The organism is Nocardia sp. NPDC051570 (assembly GCF_044454005.1).
In the GTDB taxonomy this organism is placed as follows: Bacteria; Actinomycetota; Actinomycetes; order Mycobacteriales; family Mycobacteriaceae; genus Nocardia.
On sequence record NZ_JBITDI010000017.1, the window covers coordinates 24,825 to 45,833 of the forward strand.

Here is a 21,009-nt window from a genome sequence, read left to right on the forward strand (position 1 = left end):
CGCGAATGGGGTGTGGTGCAGGTGGATTCGAGTATCACGCAGGCGGAGGCCGAGGTGACCGGTGAGCGGAACGGGCTCAGTGAGGCGCGGCGGGCCATCGCGACGGCCCGCAGTGTGGTCGTCAAGATCGGCTCCTCGGCGCTGACCAGCCTCGAGGGCGGGCTGGACACCGACCGGCTCGACGCGCTCGCCGATGCGGTGGAATCGCGCATGCGCGCCGGATCGGATCTGGTGGTGGTGTCCTCGGGCGCCATCGGCGCGGGCATCGCGCCGCTCGGATTGTCCAAGCGGCCAAAGGATCTGGCGACGAAGCAGGCCGCCGCGAGCGTGGGCCAGCTGGCCCTGGCCCATGCCTGGGGCACCTCGTTCGCGCGCTACGGCCGGGTGGTCGGTCAGGTGCTGCTGAGCGCCGGTGACTTCGGCCGCCGCGAACATCACCGCAATGCCCAGCGCACCCTGGACCGGCTGCGTTCGCTGCACGCGATCGCCGTGGTGAACGAGAACGACACCGTCGCAACGGAAGAGATCCGCTTCGGCGATAACGATCGGCTGGCCGCACTGGTCGCCCATCTGGTCGTCGCCGATGCGCTCATCCTGCTGTCGGATGTGGACGGTCTCTACGACGGCGACCCCCGCAAGGGTGCGGCCACCTTCATCCCCGAGGTGCGCAGCAGCGCCGACCTCGACGGTGTGATCGCGGGCAGCGGTGGCGTGCTCGGCACCGGCGGCATGGCCTCGAAGCTGTCCGCGGCCCGCCTGGCCGCCGACGCCGGTGTCCCGGTGCTGCTGGCCGCCGCCTCCGACGCCGCCGCGGCCCTGTCCGGCGCGACCGTCGGCACCGCCTTCGCCCCCCGCCCGGTTCGCCTGTCGGCCCGCAAGTTCTGGGTCCGCCACGCCGCCGACAGCCGCGGCGCGATCGTCCTCGACGAGGGCGCGGTCCAAGCGGTCGCCCACCGCCGCCGCTCCCTGCTCGCCGCGGGCATCACCGAAATCCGCGGCACCTTCTACGGCGGCGACGTCGTCGACCTCATATCCCCCGACGGCACCGTAATAGCCCGCGGCGTAGTCGAATACGACAGCGCCGAACTACACACCATGATCGGCCGCTCCACCACCGAACTCCCGGAAGGCATGCACCGCCCGGTCATCCACGCCGACGACCTGGTCCGGGCATAGGCCCGCGGGACGATCAACCGCAGCCGCCGCGCGGGGCGAGTTCGGTGGTGGCCTGAGCTCTCAGCGGCTGGGTGGGACCACGCCGGGCTGGTCGGACGGGCTGGTCGATTGGTTCGGGATCGGGCCGGTGACGCCGGGTTGGCCGCCCTGGTCGGTGAGTGGGGGGCCTGCGGGTGGGGGTGGGGATTGTGGTGCGGGAGTGGGGGATTGGGATGGTGGTGGTGGGGCTGGTGGGCTCGCCGGAGCCGGAGCCGGAGGTGTAGTCGGTGTGGGGGATTCAGGAGTGTGGGGTGTGGGTGAGGACGGTGCAGTCGACGGGGGCGGCTGGGGTGTGGGCGTCCGAGGCTGCTGTGGTGCGGGTGTTTCCGGGGGCGCAGGGGTTTGATGCTGCGGCGGAACAGGCTGGGGCGCGGAGGGTTTGGGTTTGCTCTGCTGAGGTGCCGGGTTGCCGGGGAGGGCGGGCGGTTCGGGCAGGGCCGGAATCCCGTTGCCCGCGGCCGAATACGACGGCTTGTAGATCATGTTCATCGCCAGCACCGCCTCCTGGCGCATGGCCTCCGCCGCCAATTGGGCATCGATGACACCGATCGCCTCCAGCGTGCGGGCGATGGCGCCGATCGGGCCGGAGTCGCCGGGGGGCACCACGGCCAACTTCACGGCCTCGGCGGCCGTGGCCACCGCGCCCAGCCGGGCGCCGACTTCGCCCATGACCGCGGCCAATTCGTCGATCGATTCGGCGAAGCTGCGGGCGCAGGCGGCGGCCGCGTCGGCGGCGGGACCCTGCCATTGCGCCGCATCCATGATCCGATCGGCGTTGCCGCTGGTGAGCGGCATCGAGGCGCCCAGTGTGGCGCCCTCCAGCCAGACCGCCGAGGTCTGCAGGATCGCGCCCGCATCGATCTGCTGGGTCCCGGCGTAGATCTGCTCATGCGGCATGGACTCGAAATGCTCCATGGCGCTGATGTATTCGGGGTCGGTGCTCCGCGGCTGCGGCCCGTAGTGGAATTCCGTCGTCATCGTGCCTGCCTCGGCGTGATCGCCCGCAGCGCGGCCGAATGCGCGGCGTCGGCCTCCTCGTACAGTCCGGCGCTGACCAGGAACGCCTCCTTCATCCGATAGGACGCCGCGATGTACTGATCGAGCAGCCGCGCGGCATCGCGTGCCTTGCGCCCGAATCCGGCCTGCAATTGCTGGGCGGAGAAGAAACCCCCGAATCCGTGCGGCTCCGCCGCCGACTCCAAACGCTGTTGCAGATACCGCAGCCGGTCGGCCTGCTGATCGTAGATCTCGGCGCAGCGGCGAGCCGCAGCCGGATCGAAGCGCACGGTGCCACTCTGGGCTGCCTGCAGGAACCGTGCGATATCGGCCTGGCTGGTCTCGATCGTCATGCCTACCCCTGGGATCCGGTCGGTAGTGACTCAGCGTAATCGGTCGGCCATGTCCGGTCAGTACGTCTTGCCGGTATCCGCGACATCGATCACTCAGTGCGGAATACGTTTCTGCAGGTGGAGTGCGACCTGCTGGGCCGAGGCCGGGACAACGTGCACATCGTCCCCGGCCCGGATGAGGTAGCGGCCGTCGCCCACGACATCGATCCAGGTGTAGTACACCGCCGGCGGCGGATCGGTGCGATCCAGCCGCGGCTCGATGCGGATATGACCCTCCGCGGTATGCGGTTTCACCAGCAGCCGCCGGATCCGCGGGGCGAGCGCCGCGCCGCCGCGCGCGTTCTCCTCATCGCGCACCGCCTCCGTGGGCGCCGAGCGCGCGGGTTCGCGTCCGGGCGGCGTATCGGGTAGCAGCGCGGCGATGCGGGCGCCGAGCTTGGTGCTGTGACCGATCGAGATGTTCACGCGCCCACCGAAATCCGGGGACCGGCCCGGCTCCTGCACCGCCAGCACGGCATGGTCGTAGACCGCGGCGCCGAGCGCGCGAATCTCGCTGCCGGGGGCGTGCGGGCCGCCGATGGCGACCACCCGGGTATGCGGCCGCGCCAGAATGCGCAGGCAGGCCGACAGATCCGGATCCGATCGCAGTGGTATGCGCGCCTGCAGCGTGCGCCGCAGCGCGGCCGCCTCATCCTCGGTGCGCGGTGATTCGAGAATACGAATCGGAAACGGATGACGATCCAGATCGGTCTCCCGCCAGATATGCGCGAACTCGTCCGGTGTGAAAGACCAACCCACGCTGCCGAACACCCTTCACCCGATCGATCCCGAGCCTGCACGTAGCGTAGCTGTGTACCGAGCGGTCGGCCAGACAAGCGATCCCGACGAGCAACGGTTCGCGGCCGTCACCGACGCACCCGCACGGAGCGATCCGACGAGCGACGGTTCGCGGCCGTGGGGGGGGGGGGGGCGCCCCGCCCCCCCCCGCCCCCCCCCGCGCGCGCCCGGGATCGCCCCCCCACCCCCGGGCGGGGCCTGTGGGCTTCCCCCGCGCGCTAACCGACGAGACTCAGGGCCGCGAACCCCGCCGGAGCGAAGCGGAGGCCAACCACACAGTCATCGGAAGGCCACCGAAAGGGCAGTGGGAGGGCCGGGCGAAGCGAGCATCCTGGAGTTGCACCCGGCGCCGCTCGAAGATGTCCCCTTCGCAGATTGCGGTGCTCCGGATCCGGTGCGGTCCGCCCTTGCCGCACCGGGCTCGCGGTTCGGTGCCCGTGTGCGGCGCCGGGTGCGCCCGATCGCCGCCTTGGAGGTACACGATGTACGTACCGCAACCGGACGGCTGTGCACAGGCGCCGCCGTCGGGGCCCATCATGATGAGGCGAACCGCCGCCTCCACCCCGCCCGACTGGCACGAACTACTAGCGGCATTCTGTGGCCATATCGGCGATCAGCCCGACGACCATCCCGTCACCCGCTGGGCCCGCTCGCTCGCCGAACTTCATCTGGCCCGCCGCACCCAACCCCTGCACGCGGCCGAGATCGACTGCCGGCGCAACGAACTCGTCGCCCGCATCGACGACTGGATCGGTGCCCACACCGTCCGCCGCCCGCGATCGGAGTCGCTGGGCGCCGTGGTCGACGGCATGGCCGCCGCGCAGGTGCGCGCCACCCACCTGCTACGCAGCGTCGACAACGTCGCCGACGAGCGAGTGCACGCCGCCTGGTTCCTGCTGGCCTCTATGGCCGACGGCTGGACCGATCTGGTGGAGCAGGCCTTCGGCATCCGCCCGGGTATGGGTCCGGCGGTCCGGGGCGCTTAGCGTCCCCCTATGACTCCGCCGCCCGTCCGCACGGCCGGGCGGCGGAATTCCACCGGTGCTCAGGCGCGGCGTCGGCGGCCGTTGCCGTTGGGGCGTAGCCGATTCGGCGGCGGGTCGCGGCGGACGGCCAGATCGAGCATCGTCAGGCCCGCGTCACGGATCAGCAGGTCGAGGTCGTCGAGGACCGACAGCACGCGATCGCCCGCTGCCCGGATCTGCTCCGGGCTGGCGCCCGTATCCTCGAAAACCGTTCGCACCGCGTGTAATTGGAGTCCGATATCGAACAGGTGGCGCACCAGCCGGTCGTGTGCCTCGGGAATCGCGGCGGGCACGTCGATCGGCAGAATGTCCGCACCGAACGCGGCCTCGACCGGTTCCTCGGTGCCACGCCCGAACTCGGCGAGTAGACGAGCGGGCTCATTGGCGCGCATGGTGGACCTTCCAGGGTTCAGGACGGACCCCCAGCCGCGCTACCGGACTCGGGAAACACACGTATCCCAGCAGTATAAGCCGCCGGCGCACTGGCCGAACAGCCGTCGATTCCGAATCGAGCCGCAATCGATTCGGGCGCGAGCTTTCCCGCGCCGAATGGTTTGATCAGCAGCCGTTCGGGGAACGTGGATATGAACCGGGGGACCATCCGGTGCACGACGATCGGGGCAGACAGGGTAATGACCAGCCGAGCGGACGAGTATCCGCGGTTCACGCGCCCGCCGAACTCGACCCAGCAGATCTCACGAGATCTGTCGACGGCCGAGGCCTTCGATCTGCTGAGCCGGGTCGGGATCGGCCGAATCGTCTACACCCGCTATGCGTTGCCGACCATCCGCCCGGTCAATCATCTGCTCGACGGCGAGACGATCGTCATCCACGCCCATCGCGGCGCCACCCTGACCCGGCAGGTGGTCGCCTACGAGGCCGACACCATCGATCAGCGCACCCATCGCGGCTGGTGTGTGATCGTGACCGGCACCGCCGAACCGATCACCGATCCGCAGGAGATCGCCCGCTGCCGAAGCCTGTTGCGCCCCTGGCTACCGGGCCCGCGCGACCATCTGGTGCGCATCCACCCCGATATCATCACCGGAATCGAATTCGTCGACCCCGATCCGGTCTAGCGGTCAGTATCCGGTCGCGACGTCGATGCGGGCGATCAGGTCGCGACCGGTGACGAAACGGGCGACGTTCTCGGCCACATGGTCGGCGAAGGCGGTCGTGCGCAGCTGCGGCGGATTCGAATCATGCGGTGTCACAATGGCATTCGGCAGATCCCAGAGCGGATGATCGTCGGGGAGAGGTTCGGGGTCGGTGACGTCGAGCCCGGCGCCGCCGATGGCGCCGTCGCGCAGAGCGGCGACCAGCGCGTCGGTGTCGATCAGAGGGCCGCGGGCGATATTGATCACCCAGGAGGTCGGCTTCAGCTGGATGAGTTCGTCTCTGCCGATCAGATGCCGGGTGGCCGGGGTGGCGGGCGCGGCCACGACCACATGATCGGTGCGCGGCCAGATCTCCGAGAGTCGGTGTGCCGGAACGGTTTCGATCACGGCCGGATGCGTGATCGGGGCACCGGAACGATTGACGGCGATGACGCGGGCGCCGAGCGGCGCGAGCAGATCGATGAGTTCCCGGCCGATACCGCCCGCGCCGATCACGGCCACCGTCGCGCCGCGCAAGGTGCCGATATGCGGGAAGAAGTCGGTCTGCCGCCAGCGGCGAGCCCGCAGCTGTTCGGGCAGATGCCGCACGCCCGCGAGCAGCAGGGCCAGTGCGTGTTCGGCCACGCTCTTGGCGAAAGCACCTGCGGCCGAGGTGAATACGATGCCGGGATGGCACTCGAAGACCTCGGTGTCGAACCACTCCTCGACACCCGCGGAGAACAGCTGAACCCATTCGATGCCCGCGGGCAGCCGCCCCGGGAATCCGGCCGGCCCACCGTTCCAGACCAGGGCGCGCGCGGTGTCCGGATCCGACAGCGTCGCGCCACCGCGGGCGATCGCCCGCTCGAGTAGTTCGGAATCCTTGGGGCCCACCGCGATTCGTACGGGCTCCGGGGTCATGCGTGCTCCTCATCGGATTCGTCGTCGTCAAGATCGACCTCGAGCTTGTCGCGATCGGCCCATTCCAGTAGTGGGGTGAGGTCGAAGACCGCCGCATCGATGCCCGCGTGCAGATCGCCGAGTTCGGCGTAGCGGCCGGGCACGGTGGCGATGGTGAAATCGCGCGGGTCGATATCGGGGATCTCGTCCCAGCGGATCGGGGTGGACACCGTCGCGGTGGGATTGCCGCGCACCGAGTAGGCGGCGGCGATCGTATGGTCGCGGGCGTTCTGGTTGTAATCGACGAACAGCAGTCGCGGATCGCGGTCGCGCCGCCACCAGGTGGTGGTCACATCCTCGGGCGCGCGGCGCTCGACCTCGCGGGCGAAGGCCAGCGCGGCGCGGCGTACCTCCTGGAATCCCCATTCCGGCGAGATCCGTACATAGACGTGCAGACCGTTGCCGCCCGAGGTCTTCGGCCAGCCGACGGCGCCGAGTTCGTCGAGGATCTCGTGCACCACACCAGCGGTCCGCCGCACCCGCGACCACGGGCAGTCGGGCATCGGATCCAGATCGATGCGCCACTCGTCGGGCTTCTCGGTATCGAATCGGCGCGAGTTCCACGGATGGAACTCCACCGTCGACATCTGCACCGCCCAGATCACCTCGGCCAATTCGCCGACGCACAGCTCGTCGGCGTGGCGTCCATAGCGGGGGAAGTAGACCCGCACGGTGGAGATCCAGTCCGGCGCCCCGGCGGGCAGCCGCTTCTGATGGACTTTCCCGCCCGGCAGTCCCTTCGGGAACCGGTGCAGCATGCACGGGCGGTCCCGCAGCGCGTTGACGATCCCGTCGCCCACGCTCAGGTAGTACCGCACCAGGTCGAGCTTGGTCGCCCCGATCTCGGGGAAGTAGACCCGATCGGGGTTGGATATCCGCACCGTCCGTTCACCGACGCTCAGCTCGACGGCCGGTGCCGCAGACTTGCCGGCCACCCGTCCGACGATAGCGACTCGAACTTCGCAGGGCACTCCCCGGCCGGATAACTCGGCTCGCGGGGCGGGCCGTGCGCTGCTAGCTTGCGGCCGTGGATCTCTTCTCACACTCCTGGGCGGCGTTGCGCGCGGCGGTCGCCGAACTGCCGGATGAGGACTTCGAACGGCCGTCGGGCTGCACCGGCTGGCTCGTGCGAGATCTGGTGTGCCACTTGATCATCGATGCACAGGATGTGCTGATCACCCTCGTGACGCCCATCGATGAGGAGCCGACCCGCACCGCGGTGACCTACTGGGAGGTCGCCGGTATCGCACCGACCGGCGCGGACCCGCTCGACGCGCTGACCGTCCGGCTGGCCGCCGCGTACGGGGATCCGCGGTTGCTGAAGTTCCATCTCGACGATGTCGGTTGCGCCGCGGGCCGCGCGGCCGAACTCGCGAATCCGGCCCTGCGGGTCGGCACCCGCGACGTGGTGCTCACCGCGGCCGACTATCTGTCCGCCTACGTCCTGGAATGGACCCTGCATCATCTCGACCTGATCGCGCACCTCCCGGACGCGACGGATCCGCCCGCCGAAACCCTCGCCCGGACGCGCGCGATGGTGGAAGAGATTGCCGGAACACCGTTTCCGGCATCGTGGCCCGATCGGGACGCGCTCCTGATCGCCACCGGACGTCGCACGCCGACCGATGCCCAGCGGGCCGAATTGGGCGAACTGGCCGCGCGGCTCCCGTTCGTCCTGGGCTGATCGGCGCGGAGAGCGTACGGCGCTGTGACATCGCGCCCCTTCACGTGAAGAGACAGTAGGGGGTCCGCCGTTGGACTCGGTGGTGGTGGGTCCGGATTGTGGCTCGTCCGAAGGATCGGTGTTCGGGGTCGCGCTGCCGGTCGGCGAGCATCCGGCGGCGGTAGTGGGGCGCCACGGTCGCACGGTGACCGGCTCCAAGAAACCCCACAGGAAACTCCCAAGGTTTTTTCTCGGATAGCCGAGGAAAATCGGCAATGGCTAGGAAATCGACGCGGGCGCGTGGACCGAAGATCACAACGGGACACTCAGCAACGACGCCAACGGCCCGCACAGAGGGGTTGCAGAGGAGTTCGTCATGCCATTGTCGATACCAGCATTCCGGGGCTGGCATTACTGGTGTGGCGGGCCTGACTGGGGCTGAAGCGGCGGACTTCGGTCCGGGAGCAGTTGAACGGTTCACACGAAGGCGCGAGGCGGTCGCACCTGTGGTCCTGCGTGAGTAAGTCGTTGCCGCGCAGGGTGTTTCACGACCGTCCGAGCGCTCGATGCTGCGTGCCCGTAGCCGAGTGCGGGGTGCGGCCGCTGAGGGATTGCGTGGCCCGCTCAGTCGATCTTGTTGCGAAGTTGTTCCCGCGCAGTGTATTTCATGAAGTTCCAGGTGCCGGACGTATCGGTCCGCCATCCCGGCGGGGCTGGGGTGCGGCGCTGCCACATGCCTGTCGATTGCTGAAAGATGTTGTACGCCAAGGAAATAAATCTGTCCCAGAGCCATTGACAGCGCAAGGATCCGATTCTTAAGGTGAGTGATGTTGGTCATCCGACTAGCCGATCCGACGACGGCGTTGCGATCTGTGCAGCCGGAGACGTTCTTTCATTCCCCTATTGCAAGGGACTGTCATGGATCTTGCTATGTCTGTTCGTGACCGGGAAGAGTTCCTCGCGGCTGTGCACGTGGGCGTGCTGGGCGTGGTCGATCCGCGGGGCGTGCGGGCGCCGTTGCTGGTGCCGGTGTGGTACGGCTACCAGCCCGGCGGCGAGGTGATCGTGGAGACCGGTCGCGACACAATCAAAGCCCAATTGATCAGTGCCACAGGGAGATTCAGCCTGTGTGTACAAGACGAGTCCGCGCCGTACCGCTATGTCAGCGTGGAGGGCCCGGTGGTGGGGACCGACGATCCGGTATCCATCTCCACCCACGCGGCCTTGGCCCACCGCTACCTGGATGCGCCGACGGCGGCGGCATATCTGGAAGCCAATCAGCACCAACTGGTCGAGGACGTCGTATTGCGGATGCGGCCGCAGCATTGGCGGACCGCCGATTTCTCCGCCTTCGCCGCGGAATTCGGCTCGTAGAGCCGGAATTCAGCCGGCGGAACTGAGTTTCTCCCTCTGTTTCGAGCAGTACTGACGTCATTTCGGCAGTACTGAGTTTCCTCCTGCGCGAAAGAATAAGGGGTAGCTTTCTCATGTCTGTAGATGCATTGACTCGTTTCGATCCGAGTGGATTCGATACCGCGGCTCCATACCCGCGGGATCTGAGTGTGCACGAGGTGTTCGACAACCAAGCCGCTCTCCGGCCCCGCGCGAGCGCGGCCGTGGACCACGGGCGGAGCCTGACCTACGGTGAACTCGCCGTGCGCTCGGCGGCCCTGGCCGCGCGCCTGGTCGATGCGGGGGTACGGCCGGGTGACACCGTGGGAGTATCCGGCGGCCGATCGCTGGAGGCCATGGTGGCCTTCCTCGGCATTCTCAAGGCCGGTGGCGCCTATGTGCCGCTGGATGATTCGGCGCCGCCGCGGCGCCTGCAGGCCATGGCCGAGGAGGCCGGTCTGCAGACCGTGGTGACCCTGCCCGGCAGTGTCTGCCGGGTCCGCCGCATCCGCACGCGCATCGAACTGGATACGACCGCCGATCGCACCGTCGCCGAATTCCGGCGGCCGCAAGTGGCCGCGACGGACTGCGCGTATGTCATCTTCACCTCCGGTACCAGCGGCCGCCCGAAACCGGTGGCGATACCGCATCGGGGTGTGGCGCGACTTGCCTTCTCCGACTCGGTCAGTCAGCGCCCCCGCCCCGGTGACCGCGTCCTGCACGCATACGGCCTGTCTTCGGACGCCTCCACCATCGAGATCTGGTCGGCGTTGCTGTCGGGCGCATGCCTGGTCCTCGCCGATCGCGAGGAGTTGCTGTCACCCGAGGCGTTGCAGGCCCGCTTGCTCGCCGAGCGGGTCACGATCGCCTACCTGACCACCGGGGTGTTCCACCATATCGCCCGCACGCGTCCGGAAGCGTTGCGCACCTTACGATTCGCGTCGGCCGGCGGCGAGGCGCTGGACCCGGATCTGACGCGGGCGGTGTTGGCGGCATGCCCGGACACCACCCTGGTCAACTTCTACGGCCCCACCGAGAACAGCGTCGTCTCCACGGCGCATCCGGTGTGGGATCTGCCCGCGGAGGCGACCACCGTTCCGATCGGCCGGCCCCTGGAGAACTCCACCTGCTACGTGGTGCGTGCGGACGGTACGCCCGCCGACATCGATGAGGAGGGTGATCTCCTCGTCGGCGGCGACGGTCTCGCCCTGGGTTATCTCGGGGATCCCGAGCTGACCCGGGAGCGTTTCATCACCACGGCACAGGGGGAGCGGCGCTATCGCACCGGGGACCGGGCCCTCTGGCTGCCCAGCGGAGAGTTGGAGTATCGCGCCCGCGCGGACCGGCAGATCAAACTCCGCGGCCACCGTGTCGAATTGGACGAGATCGAGACTCGGCTGCGCGCTCACGAGCAGGTGGGTGAGGCGGTGGTGGACCTCGATCAGGACACTCTCACCGGGTATCTCACACCGTCTCGCTCCGGCCAGGCAATTCCCGTCGACCGGATCCGCAGGGACCTGGCCGAGTGGCTGCCCGCCGCGGTGGTGCCCCGGTTGATTGCGCTCGACACCTTCCCGGTCACCAGTGCGGGTAAGGTCGACCGTCGACAGTTGCGCGCCCTCACCACGACTGCTCCCGCGCTCACCCCCCGCAACGGTGGCGGCCTGCTGGACACCCTGGCCGGAATCTGGCACACGATCCTGCGGGTCTATCCCGTGCCCACCGACGATTTCTACGATCTGGGCGGGGATTCGCTGCTGGCCGCGGAGACCGTGACCCGCACCCTCGCCGCCCTCGATATCGAGGCCCGGCACAGCAGCGCGCTGATCCACAGCCTGTTACGCGCACCGACGCTGCAGGGGTTCGCCGACGCGGTCACCGGTATCGGCACCCGAACGGCGTCGGCACCCGAGGTCGACTTCACCGCCGAGGGACGGCTCGGATTCGCCGTTCCGGCGCCACGCGGCCCGGCTCCGCAGTGGCGTGCGCCTCGAGAGGTATTGGTCACGGGCGCCTCGGGATTCGTCGGCGCGTTCCTGGTCGACCGGCTGTTGCGCACGACCTCCGCACGGATTCACTGCCCGGTCCGGGCGCGCGACAACGTCGCCGCCTACAACCGTGTCCAGTCCGCGCTGGCCCGGTACGGCCTCGCCCCGGCCGACCCCGATCGTCTGGTGTGCTCGCAAGCCGACCTGAACAAACCCGGCCTCGGCATGGACCCGGCCCGCGCCGCCATCCTGACGGAATCCCTTGATCTGGTGTTCCATTCGGCGGCGCAGGTCAACTTCCTCTATCCCTACACCGCCCTGAAAACCGCCAATGTCGAAGGCACCAGGGAGATCATCCGCCTGGCCGCGCCGCGCCGGGTACCGGTGCACTTCCTGTCGACCATCGCCGTGCTGGCCGGATTCGGGACCGCGGGAATCCACCATGTCACCGAGGATCAGCCCCTGGCACATCCCGATCGGTTGACCATGGGGTACGCGGAGAGCAAATGGGTCGCCGAACAGGTGCTGGCCGACGCCGCCGCCCACGGGGTGCCGGTCGCGGTCTACCGACCGTACGAGATCACCGGAGACCGATCGACCGGGGCGTGCAATACCGAGACCGCGATCTGCTCGCTGTTCAAGACCATCTCCGAAACCGGTCTGGCGCCCGACATTCCGTTGCCGATGGACTTCGTACCGGTCGACTACCTCGCCGACGCGATCGTGCACATCGCCACCCATCGCACGACCACCGACCGGACCTACCATCTGACCAATCCGCGGCCGGGCGGGTTCGCCGACATGCTCGATCGAATGAAGGTCGCGGGACATCGGATCACGATGATGCCCTACACCGAGTGGGTGACCGAACTGGTCGCCCACGTCACGGCCAATCCGACCAGCGCGACCGCGCCGTTCGTCTCGCTGTGCGTCGACCGCAGCCACAAGGCCGACATGTCGGTGAAGGAAATGTACTTCGAAGGCACCTTCCCCACCCTGGACCGGACCAACGTCGAACACGATCTGGCCGACAGCGGCCTGATCTGTCCGCCGGTGGACACCGCCCTGCTGGACCGGTATCTGGAGTACTTCTATACCACCGGATACCTCAAACGACCTGTCACAGAAGGTCATCGGTCATGACCCGGCAGATCATCGACTTCCCGATACCGCGACCGGGAACCATGGGACCACCGCTCGAGTACGGTGACCTGCGCGCGCATCATCCGATGATCGAGGTCGACATGGGCATGGACGCCACCGCCTGGTACGTCACCCGCTACACCGATGTGCGGGCCCTGATGGCGGATCCACGACTGATCCGGCCGACCATCAACGACTGGCCCGCCCGGTCGGCCGAATCCGACGGCCCGAGGCCGGGTTTGACCACCATGATGGAGCTGGACGGGCCGCGCCATACCGCCCTGCGCCGGGCGATCGCCGGAGCTTTCAGCGCGGGATCGATCCGCATCCGGTCGGCACGCCTCGGTGAACTGGCCGACGGACTGCTGACGCGTCTGCGTGACGAGGGGCCGCCCGGTGACTTGGTCGCGGGGTTCACCGACCCTTTTCCCTTGTTGGCGATGTGCGACCTGGTCGGGATCCCGCCCGAGGACTGCGACCAGTTCGTGCCCGTGGTCAAGTCCGGCTTCGACGCCATGGTGACCCCGGAGGAGGCACGCAGGACAGCCGATCTGCTCCGCGACCATATGGCCGGGCTGATCGACCGCAAGCGGCGAAAGCCGGAGCCCGACATCATGACCCACCTGGTCGACGCGTGGCAGGCCGAGCAGCTGTCCTATGAGGATGTCATGGTCTTCGGGCTGTCGATGGTCACCGCCGGTTTCGGGACGAGCAGCATGTTCCTGGCCAACGCGGTGGTGGCTCTGCTGAGTGAACCGGGCCAGTACGCTCGGCTGCGCGAGCATCGCGACCTCATGCCGACCGCCGCCGAAGAACTGCTCCGGTATGTGCCGATGATGAACGGCATGGTGATCCTGCTGGCTACCGAGGACATCGAATTGCACGGCTCCGTCATCCGCAAAGGCGACGCCGTCCTGCCGGTCCTCGCCGCCGCCAACCGCGACGACACCGTATTCACCGACCCCGACCGGCTCGACCTGAGCCGTGCGGTCAACCCCCATCTCATGTTCGGCCGCGGCGCGCACAACTGCGTCGGCGCGCATTCGGCACGGTCTCAGCTGACCGTCGCGCTGACGGCCCTGCTCGACCGATTCCCACAGTTGCGGCTGATCGACGACCAGCCACCCGCCTGGAACGACGAATCCCCGACCCGGTCCCCGCTCACCCTCCCGGTCAGCTGGTGAACCACAGGATCCGACAGGACCACCGATGAACATTGCTTCGACCTTCGACCCACAACCGATCATCGATCTGCCCCTCGCACCCTCGGACACGATGGGGCCACCGCAGGCGTACGCACCGCTGCGTCGGGAATGCCCCCTCGCCAAGGTCCGCATGCCGCAGGGCATGGCCGTCGACGCCACCGCGTGGTACGTCACCCGGTACTCCGACGTCAGACAACTCGTCGCCGACCGACGACTGATCCGACCCACCATCAACGCGTGGCCACCGTCGGCCACGCGGTCCGAGGACAGCGGGCCCGGCCTGATCACCGTCATGGAGATGGACGGACCCCAGCACGTGGCGCTGCGCCAGGCCCTCGCCGAGGCGTTCAGCACCCGATCCATCCGGGCCCACCAGCCACGGCTGCGTCATCTGGCCGCCGGCCTGCTCGATGCCTTCACCGCCGGTGGGCAGGCCGGTGATCTGGTCGCCGGATTCGCCGAACCCTTTCCGCTGCAGGTGATGTGCGACCTCGTCGGCATCCCCTACGACGACCGCGACTACTTCGTACCCATGGCCGATGCCGCCCTCGGCGCCCTGCAGACCCTGGACGAGGGGCGTGGGGTCACCGAGCGATTACGGGAGTACATCTGTTCGATCATCGACCGGAAACGACGCGAACCCACCGACGACGTCCTCGGCCAACTACTCAGCGCATGCTCCGGTGGTGTCCTCACCGAGGAATCGGTGATCAGCTTCGGGTTGTCGATGCTGGTCGCCGGCTATCGAACATCGACGATGTTCCTGGCCAACTCGGTCTACACGCTGCTCACCCACCCCGACCAATACGCCATGTTGCGCACCGACCGCGCGATGATGCCGACCGCGGTGGAGGAACTGCTGCGCTACGTCCCGGTCATGAATGGCGTCGTGGTCCTGCTCGCCACCGAAGACATCGAACTGCACGGGCACACCATCCGCAAAGGCGACGCCGTCCAACCGGTCCTCGCCGCCGCCAACCGGGACGAGACCGTATTCGCCGATCCAGACCGGCTCGACCTGCGCCGCACCGATAATCCGCACATCGTGTTCGGCCGAGGCCCGCACAACTGCTTCGGTGCGCACCTCGCACGAGCCGAGTTGACCGTCGCCCTCGACACCCTGCTCGACCGGCTCCCCGGACTACATCTCATCGACGACCAGCCACCTACCTGGGACAACTCATCGCCGGCCAGGTCACCGCTCACCCTCCCCGTCGGCTGGTGAACGGGCACTCATCGTGAAAGCCGCAGCGATAGGCAGGGTTTCGCGGACAGGCCCCGAATAGCTCGGCGGCTCGAACCCGGCGACTCGGTTACGCCCGACTCGCCGGGTTCTGTGCGGCGCATGGCTTCGTCGTGAGTCGGTTCGCGGTGAGCTGGTCGAGGTGGACGTGGGTGGGCGCCGAGGCAACGGTCACCGGGTATCAGTCGCTGGTGCAGATGATGTCGGTGTCCGGAAGGGCGCCGTCGCGGAAGTAGGTGTCCACGGCGTCTGTCACGCAGCGATTGGGGAAGGTGGCGAGGATCGTGTGGATGCGAACGTCTCGCAGGGTGGCGAGCCGGGAGCCGGTCATCAGCTGGTGTAGCGCGACACCTTCCTGATAGGCGGTGCGGGTATCGCCGGTGGCCTGCAGAATCAATGCGGGGACCGAGTTCTGGACCACCACCGTCGGCGCTTCGATCGGGTCGGGCCAGAATGCGCACGGGGTGATGTTGTCGGCCAGCGGGCCGAATACCGGTCGGGCCGCGCGGCTGTCCTCGATATTGCGCCAGTACCAGCCCGGATCACGCGGGGCGCCGACGTCACCGCACCATATGACGACGGTCGCCGAGGTGTCGTGCGGCTGGCCCCTCAGCATGACAGCGAGGTACTTCTCCTGTTCGGCGGTGGGCTGCACGGGAACTCCGGCGGCCGCATCACGCAATTGCCCGACAAGGCGGGCGAGCACGTCGTTGCGGCGCTGATCCCGCAGCACGTCGAACAGCAGTATCGGTACCCAATGGTCGTCGAGCTCATAGGCTCCGATCCGGATCCGAATCGCGGCTGCCTGCTGGATCAGGGCGGTCACGGTGTCGCGGACCTCGGAACGCGTGGTGCCCAGCCGGTATTCGTCGTCGTGGGCGGCGGTCCAGTCGGCCCAGTCGTCGAGTGCGGCCTCGTTCGGCGCGCCCCAGTCCTGGATATGGCCGAGCACCCAGCGCTGTGGATCGATGGCGCTGTCGAGCACGATCCGATCGGCGCGGTCCGGGAACATCTGCGTGAAGACCCAGCCCAGATAGGTGCCGTAGGAGATGCCGTAGTAACCGATCGTCTCCTCGCCGAGCGCGCCGCGAATCACATCCATATCGCGGGCGGTATTGCGAGTGGTGATGTAGAGCAGTTCGTCTCGTTCCCGCACCAGGCAGCGTGCTGCCAGATCCGCCTGTGTCGCAACAGATTTCGCATAGCTGACCGCATCGACGCCCGCGGACTGATATCCCTGGCCGATGGGCCAGCCACAGTTCACCGGCGCCGATCGGCCGATGCCGCGCGGGTCCATCCCGATCAGGTCGTAGCGGTCGCGTACGTCCTGGCTCAGTGCGGGACCGAACTCGAGCGGGAAGTCGAGGCCGGGCCCGCCGGGGCCACCGGGATTGGAGAGCATGACACCGCGGCGTTTCGCGGGATCGGCGGCCCGCAGCCGGGAAATCGCGATGGTGATGGTCCGGCCTTGCGGCTGTGCGTAATTCAGCGGCACGCTGACCTCGGCGCACTGCGCCCCGGCCGCATCCAACTGCTCATCGCCACACGCGATCCACTCCGGTCGCTGACTGTAGAAACGCTCCAGTCCGACCGGCGTATCGGCGGCCGCGGCGCTCTCCCCGCCGACCAGACATGCCGCCATGCACAACACCGACATTCGTGTCGTCATCCGAATGAGCACCTTGGTGCTCCGCAATGCGTCAGCCGTGACCTCCAGCCGATCCAGGAGTAACGGCTCCTTGCTCGGGAAGTAGTTGACCACGGTTTATAGTGACAGAAGCTCGAGCGATCCGGTCGCACCCGAAGAGGCTGCCATGGCCGAGTTCCCTATCGTGCGCGACTACCCGCACTCGATTCGGAAGGTCTGGCGTGCGATGGCTGGAATCGGCGTGTTCGCGATGTCCGCACTGCTGCGCGCGGTCCGGGGCGGAATGCTCACCGCCGGATTGTCCGCCCTGCTGGGCCGAGATGGACGAAATCGGTGCGCTACATCGGGATTCGCCCCTGCGCTGAAGGTCATTGTCGGTGCTTGCCGATAAACACCGACGCGGGGGCGAATCCCTCTGCTTCAGCTCGCGTAGCGCTCGACGAACGGGGCCAGCTCGTCGAGCCTGCGCAGCACCTCGTCCTTCGGGTAGGCGCCGAATTCGCTGGGGGGAGCGTCCAGGTGGCCGCCGAACATCAGGGTCACGTGCTCGATACCGGCTTCGGCGCAGGCATCGAGCAGGGCCGGGTCCAGCGGCAGGTTGGACGGCACCATCGGGACACCCGCCGATTCGGCGCGCGCCAGCGACGTGGGCAGTTCTTCGGGTGTGAACGGGCCGATCGGCATCCACGTCGCGCCGTGCCGGGCGGCGCGGGCGACCATGGCCGGGCTGTTACCGCCGAGGTAGATCGGCGGGTGTGGCCGCTGTACCGGCTTGGGCCACAGGAAGGATCGTTCGAATCGGACGTACTTGCCGTCGAATTCGGCCTCGTCCTGGGTCCAGAGTGCTTTGAGGGCGGTGAGCTGCTCGTCGACCAGCTTCCCGCGGGTGCTCGGGTCGGTGCCGTGGTTGCGCATCTCTTCCCGGTTCCAGCCGATACCGACGCCGAAGAGGAACCGGCCGCCGGAGAGCAGGTCGAGGCTGGCCACCTCCTTCGCGGTGTGGATGACATCGCGCTGCGGCAGCAGGGCCACCCCGGTCCCGAGCAGGATCTTCGAGGTCACCGCGGCTGCGGCGGCCAGGGATACGAAGGTGTCGAGCGTGCGGTAGTACACCCGTGGCAGTTCGGCGCCGAGCGGATACGGGGTTTCCCTGCTGACGGGGACGTGTGAGTGCTCGGCCACGAACAACGAGGCGATACCGCGTTCCTCGGCGGCCTTGGCCAGAGTGTCGGGCCGCATGCTCTCGTCGGTGATGAACGCTTCGATCCCAATACGCATGCCGCCAGTCAACCTTGTTCCGGCCGCGCGGGCCAATCGGTGTTGTCAGCGAAACACCGGCCGTCGCCGCGGCTTTCACGGAGGGCTCGGCTTACCGGGTGGCCCAAGTGCTGGCTACATCGATCGCCTCATCGATCGGGATGACGAGGGTGGTGGGGTTGTCGGTGGCTATCGCGGTGATCAGGCCGATCACCCGCCCGTCGGGATCGAAGAGTGCACCACCCGAGTCGCCGGGCTCGGCGTGGGCGTTGACGGCCATCAGGCCGATCATGATCGAGTCCAGCCGGTCGGATCGGATTCGTTGATTCAGCGCTTCCACCGTGCCGGTGGTGGCCGTGGGTTGGGCACGGCCACCGGCGTATCCGATCGCGAGCACGGCGCTTCCCGGTTGCGGGTGGAGCGTGGTGTCGATCCGGGCGGCGGGTAATCCGGGCGGGCTGTCGAGTTTCAGCAGCGCGATATCGTGCAGCGGGTCGATACCCAGGACGGTCGCCCGGAACGCGTGGGTCCCGCTGGCGTCCTCGACCGTGATCCGTGTCGACTTGTCGACGACATGGCCGTTGGTCAATACCAGGCCGGTCGTGTCGAGCACTATCCCCGAGCCGGAACCATTGTCGTCGGCGTGCACGGCGACCACCGACAGCGCCAGTCCGTCGGCCGCGCCCGCGAGGGTGGAGAGCTGCGCCTGCAGCCGGACCTCCGCGGCCATCCGGAGATGTTCTCCGGCAAGGTGAATCATCGCCATGACAATCACACCGACACACAGACCCCCGAGCAGGTCACGTCCACCGATGTGTTGCGGCGAGCTCGCCGGTCGATTGCGGTCCACTCGTTCAAGCTATCGCACCCGGTCTGCCGAACACACCCTATGGTTTTGTGCCGCAACGCCTCTCGTGCTGACGACCGCCGAGCGGAGCGGACCGGCGTCGCTGCGATGGTCACACCATCGCAACGACACCAGCCCATGCCGGTCGTACCGACTATCGGGTGAGCAGGTTGCCGGTGGCCTTGTTCACGGTGGGCAGGTAGCCGCGGGCATGGCCATCGACGGTGGGATGGTAGGACTCGACAGGGTCGGCGGGGTTGAGTTGGTTGATCCACGGGTCCTGGCCGCAGATTCCGTGTCCGGTGAAGGCGGGGCGCGGGTCGGCGAAGGTTGATCCGGCGGCTCGGGCGCGGGCGGCGACGACCCGGTCGAGTTCATCGGCCGCGTGGTTCAGTGAATCGCGTTTGTGCAGGCTGAAGCTGAACGGGCACACGTCACGCTCGAACAGGCGGGGGTATCCCACGACGACGATCGAGGCCTTCGGCGCCTTGGCCTTGATGTCCTGGTAGAGCCGGTCGAGGTTGCCGGGCAACGTGTTGTTGACGTAGGAGATGCCCGTATCCACCGCCGCATCGCAGTCGGCGTCGCTGGCGGGGAATACGCACGAGCGCAAGATGCGAGAGAAGCCGGCGTCATTGCCGCCGGCGGAAACGGTGACCAGACCGGTTCGGTCGCTCAGCGGGCCGAGCTGATCGTTGCGCACATCCTGGGTGGTGGCGCCGTTGCAGGCGGTGAAGGAGAAGGAGCCCACGGCGTGGCTGTTCGCCCACAGTGAGGGGTACGCGGAGTCGCTGCGCCGGCAGTCGCCGCTGTCCGGCTGGTAGTCACCGGTGCCGGTGCCCGAGGAGTAGGAGTCGCCGAGTGCGACATAGTCGGTCGGTCCGGGTGCGGCGTCGGCGGCCGCGGTCGATACCAGGGCCGTCAGCAGGCCGGTCATGAGCGCGGCAGAGGCCGCCAGCAATACACGGGCGCGAGTCATAGTTTGCTCCAAGGGATGAGGATGACAGGCGCATGAGAGTAGGTGAACTAACTATATTCAACAGTTACGGTAAGCTGTAGCGCTGAGCAACAAACCATGAATCTTGTTACCGGCCTGTACTATTGGGCTTCCATCAACCCGGCCACCGCGGCGGGCCTGTCGAGATTGATTCGGGCGCTGTCGATCAGCGGCACGAGCGTGTGCCGGTGTCCTCCCGGCTGCCACTGGTAGCGCGATTGCTCCTTGGGTTATTCCGCAGTAGGACAATCGATTTCGATGAACCGCGCTTCGTTGAGGATGGCGAACTCGCCGGTCGGGAATGGCTGCCCTGGTCCCGTGACCCGAGCCCACCACGACGAACACTGGAACCGGTCACGGTGCCGCCCTTGGTGTCGACGCTGCCCGAGCGGTAGATCACCGGCACCCGGCCCGCTACACCCCGAACCGGCGTCGTGTGGGTCCCGCCGGTGACCACCGCGCCCAGGGCCGGTGCCACGACCCGGTTTTCGGGCCGACAGGTAGTGCCGCATCGCCGCGCCCGCGTGGATCTATGCCCGCCGCGCATAGTCGAGATCGAGATCGGTATTTCACAGGGCCGCTTCTGTATTCGTAATCTCGTGGCAGATGGAAATGACGACCCGCAGAGTTTTGTCCACGTTATCGAATGCAGACGCGTGAATGTCCCGCAATTGGAACACGATTCGCGGTAAGGAGAACAGCCATGCCTTTGGTTCGCATCGACCTCGTGCGCGGCCGGAATCGCGAGCAGATCGACACCCTCGCCGACAGCATCCATGACGCGATCGTGGACGTACTGGGCATTCCCGAACGCGACCGGTTCCAGATCATCACCCAGCATGATGCCGAGGAGGTGATCGCCCAGGACGCCGGCCTCGGATTCGACCGCACCCCGGCCGTGGTCATGGTGCAGATCTTCACCCAGACCGGACGGACCACCGAGGTCAAGCAGGCACTGTTCCACACCATCGCCACATCCCTCGGTCACCTGGGAATCGACGGCCGCGATGTCTTCATCGGCATCGTGGAGAACACCGCGCAGGACTGGTCCTTCGCCGACGGCCGCGCCCAGTACGTCGAGGGCGATCTCCCCGTCCCCGCTTAGCGGCCTATGCCCCGAACGGGGTGTGCCCGAACGCATTT

Annotated in this window: 20 protein-coding genes; 10 read left to right on the top strand and 10 right to left on the bottom strand. The window is 67.6% G+C overall.

Annotated features, from left to right (window positions below; translation table 11 throughout):
- Positions 1-54 precede the first annotated feature (54 nt).
- Positions 55-1,176: a glutamate 5-kinase gene (proB, locus tag ACIA76_RS33275; RefSeq protein ID WP_397157889.1), complete on the top strand. Its 1,122-nt coding sequence runs from the start codon at positions 55-57 to the stop codon at positions 1,174-1,176.
- Positions 1,177-1,236: 60 nt separating this feature from the next.
- Here the strand turns inward: proB and ACIA76_RS33280 are convergent, their stop codons facing one another.
- The 3 genes from ACIA76_RS33280 to ACIA76_RS33290 form a co-directional block, all read right to left on the bottom strand.
- Positions 1,237-2,193: a hypothetical protein gene (locus tag ACIA76_RS33280; protein WP_397157594.1), complete on the bottom strand. Its 957-nt coding sequence runs from the start codon at positions 2,191-2,193 to the stop codon at positions 1,237-1,239.
- Positions 2,190-2,564: a hypothetical protein gene (locus ACIA76_RS33285; protein ID WP_397157595.1), complete on the bottom strand. Its 375-nt coding sequence runs from the start codon at positions 2,562-2,564 to the stop codon at positions 2,190-2,192. The genes ACIA76_RS33280 and ACIA76_RS33285 overlap by 4 nt, the downstream gene beginning before the upstream one ends.
- Positions 2,565-2,657: 93 nt before the next feature.
- Entirely contained in the window at positions 2,658-3,362 is a 705-nt protein-coding gene (locus ACIA76_RS33290) for an ESX secretion-associated protein EspG (RefSeq protein ID WP_397157596.1), read from the bottom strand.
- 575 nt (positions 3,363-3,937) lie between these two features.
- Here ACIA76_RS33290 and ACIA76_RS33295 point away from each other — a divergent pair.
- Positions 3,938-4,387, top strand: a complete 450-nt coding sequence (locus tag ACIA76_RS33295) for a DUF4254 domain-containing protein (protein ID WP_397157597.1) — start codon at positions 3,938-3,940, stop codon at positions 4,385-4,387.
- A gap of 59 nt (positions 4,388-4,446) precedes the next feature.
- Here the strand turns inward: ACIA76_RS33295 and ACIA76_RS33300 are convergent, their stop codons facing one another.
- Positions 4,447-4,818 carry a hypothetical protein gene (locus tag ACIA76_RS33300; RefSeq protein ID WP_397157598.1) on the bottom strand — a complete coding sequence of 124 codons (372 nt, stop codon included), beginning with the start codon at positions 4,816-4,818 and terminating at the stop codon, positions 4,447-4,449.
- A 240-nt stretch (positions 4,819-5,058) separates the two neighbouring features.
- On the opposite strand from ACIA76_RS33300, the gene ACIA76_RS33305 reads away from it, so the two are divergent.
- Positions 5,059-5,505 carry a pyridoxamine 5'-phosphate oxidase family protein gene (locus ACIA76_RS33305; protein WP_397157600.1) on the top strand — a complete coding sequence of 149 codons (447 nt, stop codon included), beginning with the start codon at positions 5,059-5,061 and terminating at the stop codon, positions 5,503-5,505.
- Between the two features lie 3 nt (positions 5,506-5,508).
- Here ACIA76_RS33305 and ACIA76_RS33310 read toward each other — a convergent pair whose 3' ends face one another.
- Together ACIA76_RS33310 and ligD are read right to left on the bottom strand one after the other, a co-directional pair.
- Positions 5,509-6,444: a D-isomer specific 2-hydroxyacid dehydrogenase family protein gene (locus tag ACIA76_RS33310; protein ID WP_397157602.1), complete on the bottom strand. Its 936-nt coding sequence runs from the start codon at positions 6,442-6,444 to the stop codon at positions 5,509-5,511.
- The gene (gene ligD, locus ACIA76_RS33315; protein ID WP_397157603.1) at positions 6,441-7,418 is read right to left on the bottom strand and encodes a non-homologous end-joining DNA ligase; all 978 of its coding nucleotides are present in this window, start codon (positions 7,416-7,418) and stop codon (positions 6,441-6,443) included. Before ligD ends, ACIA76_RS33310 begins: the two co-directional genes overlap by 4 nt.
- 92 nt (positions 7,419-7,510) lie before the next feature.
- On the opposite strand from ligD, the gene ACIA76_RS33320 reads away from it, so the two are divergent.
- The 5 genes from ACIA76_RS33320 to ACIA76_RS33340 all read left to right on the top strand — a co-directional run bounded on the left by ACIA76_RS33320 (position 7,511) and on the right by ACIA76_RS33340 (position 15,099).
- The gene (locus tag ACIA76_RS33320) at positions 7,511-8,167 is read left to right on the top strand and encodes a maleylpyruvate isomerase N-terminal domain-containing protein (protein WP_397157605.1); all 657 of its coding nucleotides are present in this window, start codon (positions 7,511-7,513) and stop codon (positions 8,165-8,167) included.
- A 909-nt stretch (positions 8,168-9,076) separates the two neighbouring features.
- Complete coding sequence (locus tag ACIA76_RS33325) at positions 9,077-9,520, top strand: pyridoxamine 5'-phosphate oxidase family protein (protein ID WP_397157607.1); 444 nt, start codon at positions 9,077-9,079, stop codon at positions 9,518-9,520.
- 113 nt (positions 9,521-9,633) lie between these two features.
- Positions 9,634-12,669, top strand: a complete 3,036-nt coding sequence (locus ACIA76_RS33330; RefSeq protein ID WP_397157608.1) for an amino acid adenylation domain-containing protein — start codon at positions 9,634-9,636, stop codon at positions 12,667-12,669.
- Entirely contained in the window at positions 12,666-13,853 is a 1,188-nt protein-coding gene (locus ACIA76_RS33335; protein ID WP_397157610.1) for a cytochrome P450, read from the top strand. Before ACIA76_RS33330 ends, ACIA76_RS33335 begins: the two co-directional genes overlap by 4 nt.
- 25 nt (positions 13,854-13,878) lie before the next feature.
- Positions 13,879-15,099, top strand: a complete 1,221-nt coding sequence (locus ACIA76_RS33340; protein ID WP_397157612.1) for a cytochrome P450 — start codon at positions 13,879-13,881, stop codon at positions 15,097-15,099.
- Between the two features lie 199 nt (positions 15,100-15,298).
- On the opposite strand, the gene ACIA76_RS33345 is transcribed toward ACIA76_RS33340, so the two are convergent.
- Positions 15,299-16,786, bottom strand: coding sequence for an alpha/beta fold hydrolase (locus ACIA76_RS33345; protein ID WP_397157614.1), 1,488 nt, complete (start codon positions 16,784-16,786; stop codon positions 15,299-15,301).
- Between the two features lie 145 nt (positions 16,787-16,931).
- On the opposite strand from ACIA76_RS33345, the gene ACIA76_RS33350 reads away from it, so the two are divergent.
- Complete coding sequence (locus ACIA76_RS33350; protein ID WP_397157616.1) at positions 16,932-17,156, top strand: hypothetical protein; 225 nt, start codon at positions 16,932-16,934, stop codon at positions 17,154-17,156.
- 29 nt (positions 17,157-17,185) lie between these two features.
- Here ACIA76_RS33350 and ACIA76_RS33355 read toward each other — a convergent pair whose 3' ends face one another.
- From ACIA76_RS33355 to ACIA76_RS33365, 3 genes are all read right to left on the bottom strand, one after another.
- Positions 17,186-18,043: an LLM class F420-dependent oxidoreductase gene (locus tag ACIA76_RS33355; protein WP_397157618.1), complete on the bottom strand. Its 858-nt coding sequence runs from the start codon at positions 18,041-18,043 to the stop codon at positions 17,186-17,188.
- Positions 18,044-18,134: 91 nt separating this feature from the next.
- Positions 18,135-18,752, bottom strand: a complete 618-nt coding sequence (locus tag ACIA76_RS33360; RefSeq protein ID WP_397157620.1) for a S1C family serine protease — start codon at positions 18,750-18,752, stop codon at positions 18,135-18,137.
- Between the two features lie 271 nt (positions 18,753-19,023).
- Positions 19,024-19,848, bottom strand: coding sequence for an SGNH/GDSL hydrolase family protein (locus ACIA76_RS33365; protein WP_397157622.1), 825 nt, complete (start codon positions 19,846-19,848; stop codon positions 19,024-19,026).
- Between the two features lie 721 nt (positions 19,849-20,569).
- Here ACIA76_RS33365 and ACIA76_RS33370 point away from each other — a divergent pair.
- Positions 20,570-20,971, top strand: a complete 402-nt coding sequence (locus ACIA76_RS33370; protein ID WP_397157623.1) for a tautomerase family protein — start codon at positions 20,570-20,572, stop codon at positions 20,969-20,971.
- Positions 20,972-21,009 lie beyond the last annotated feature (38 nt).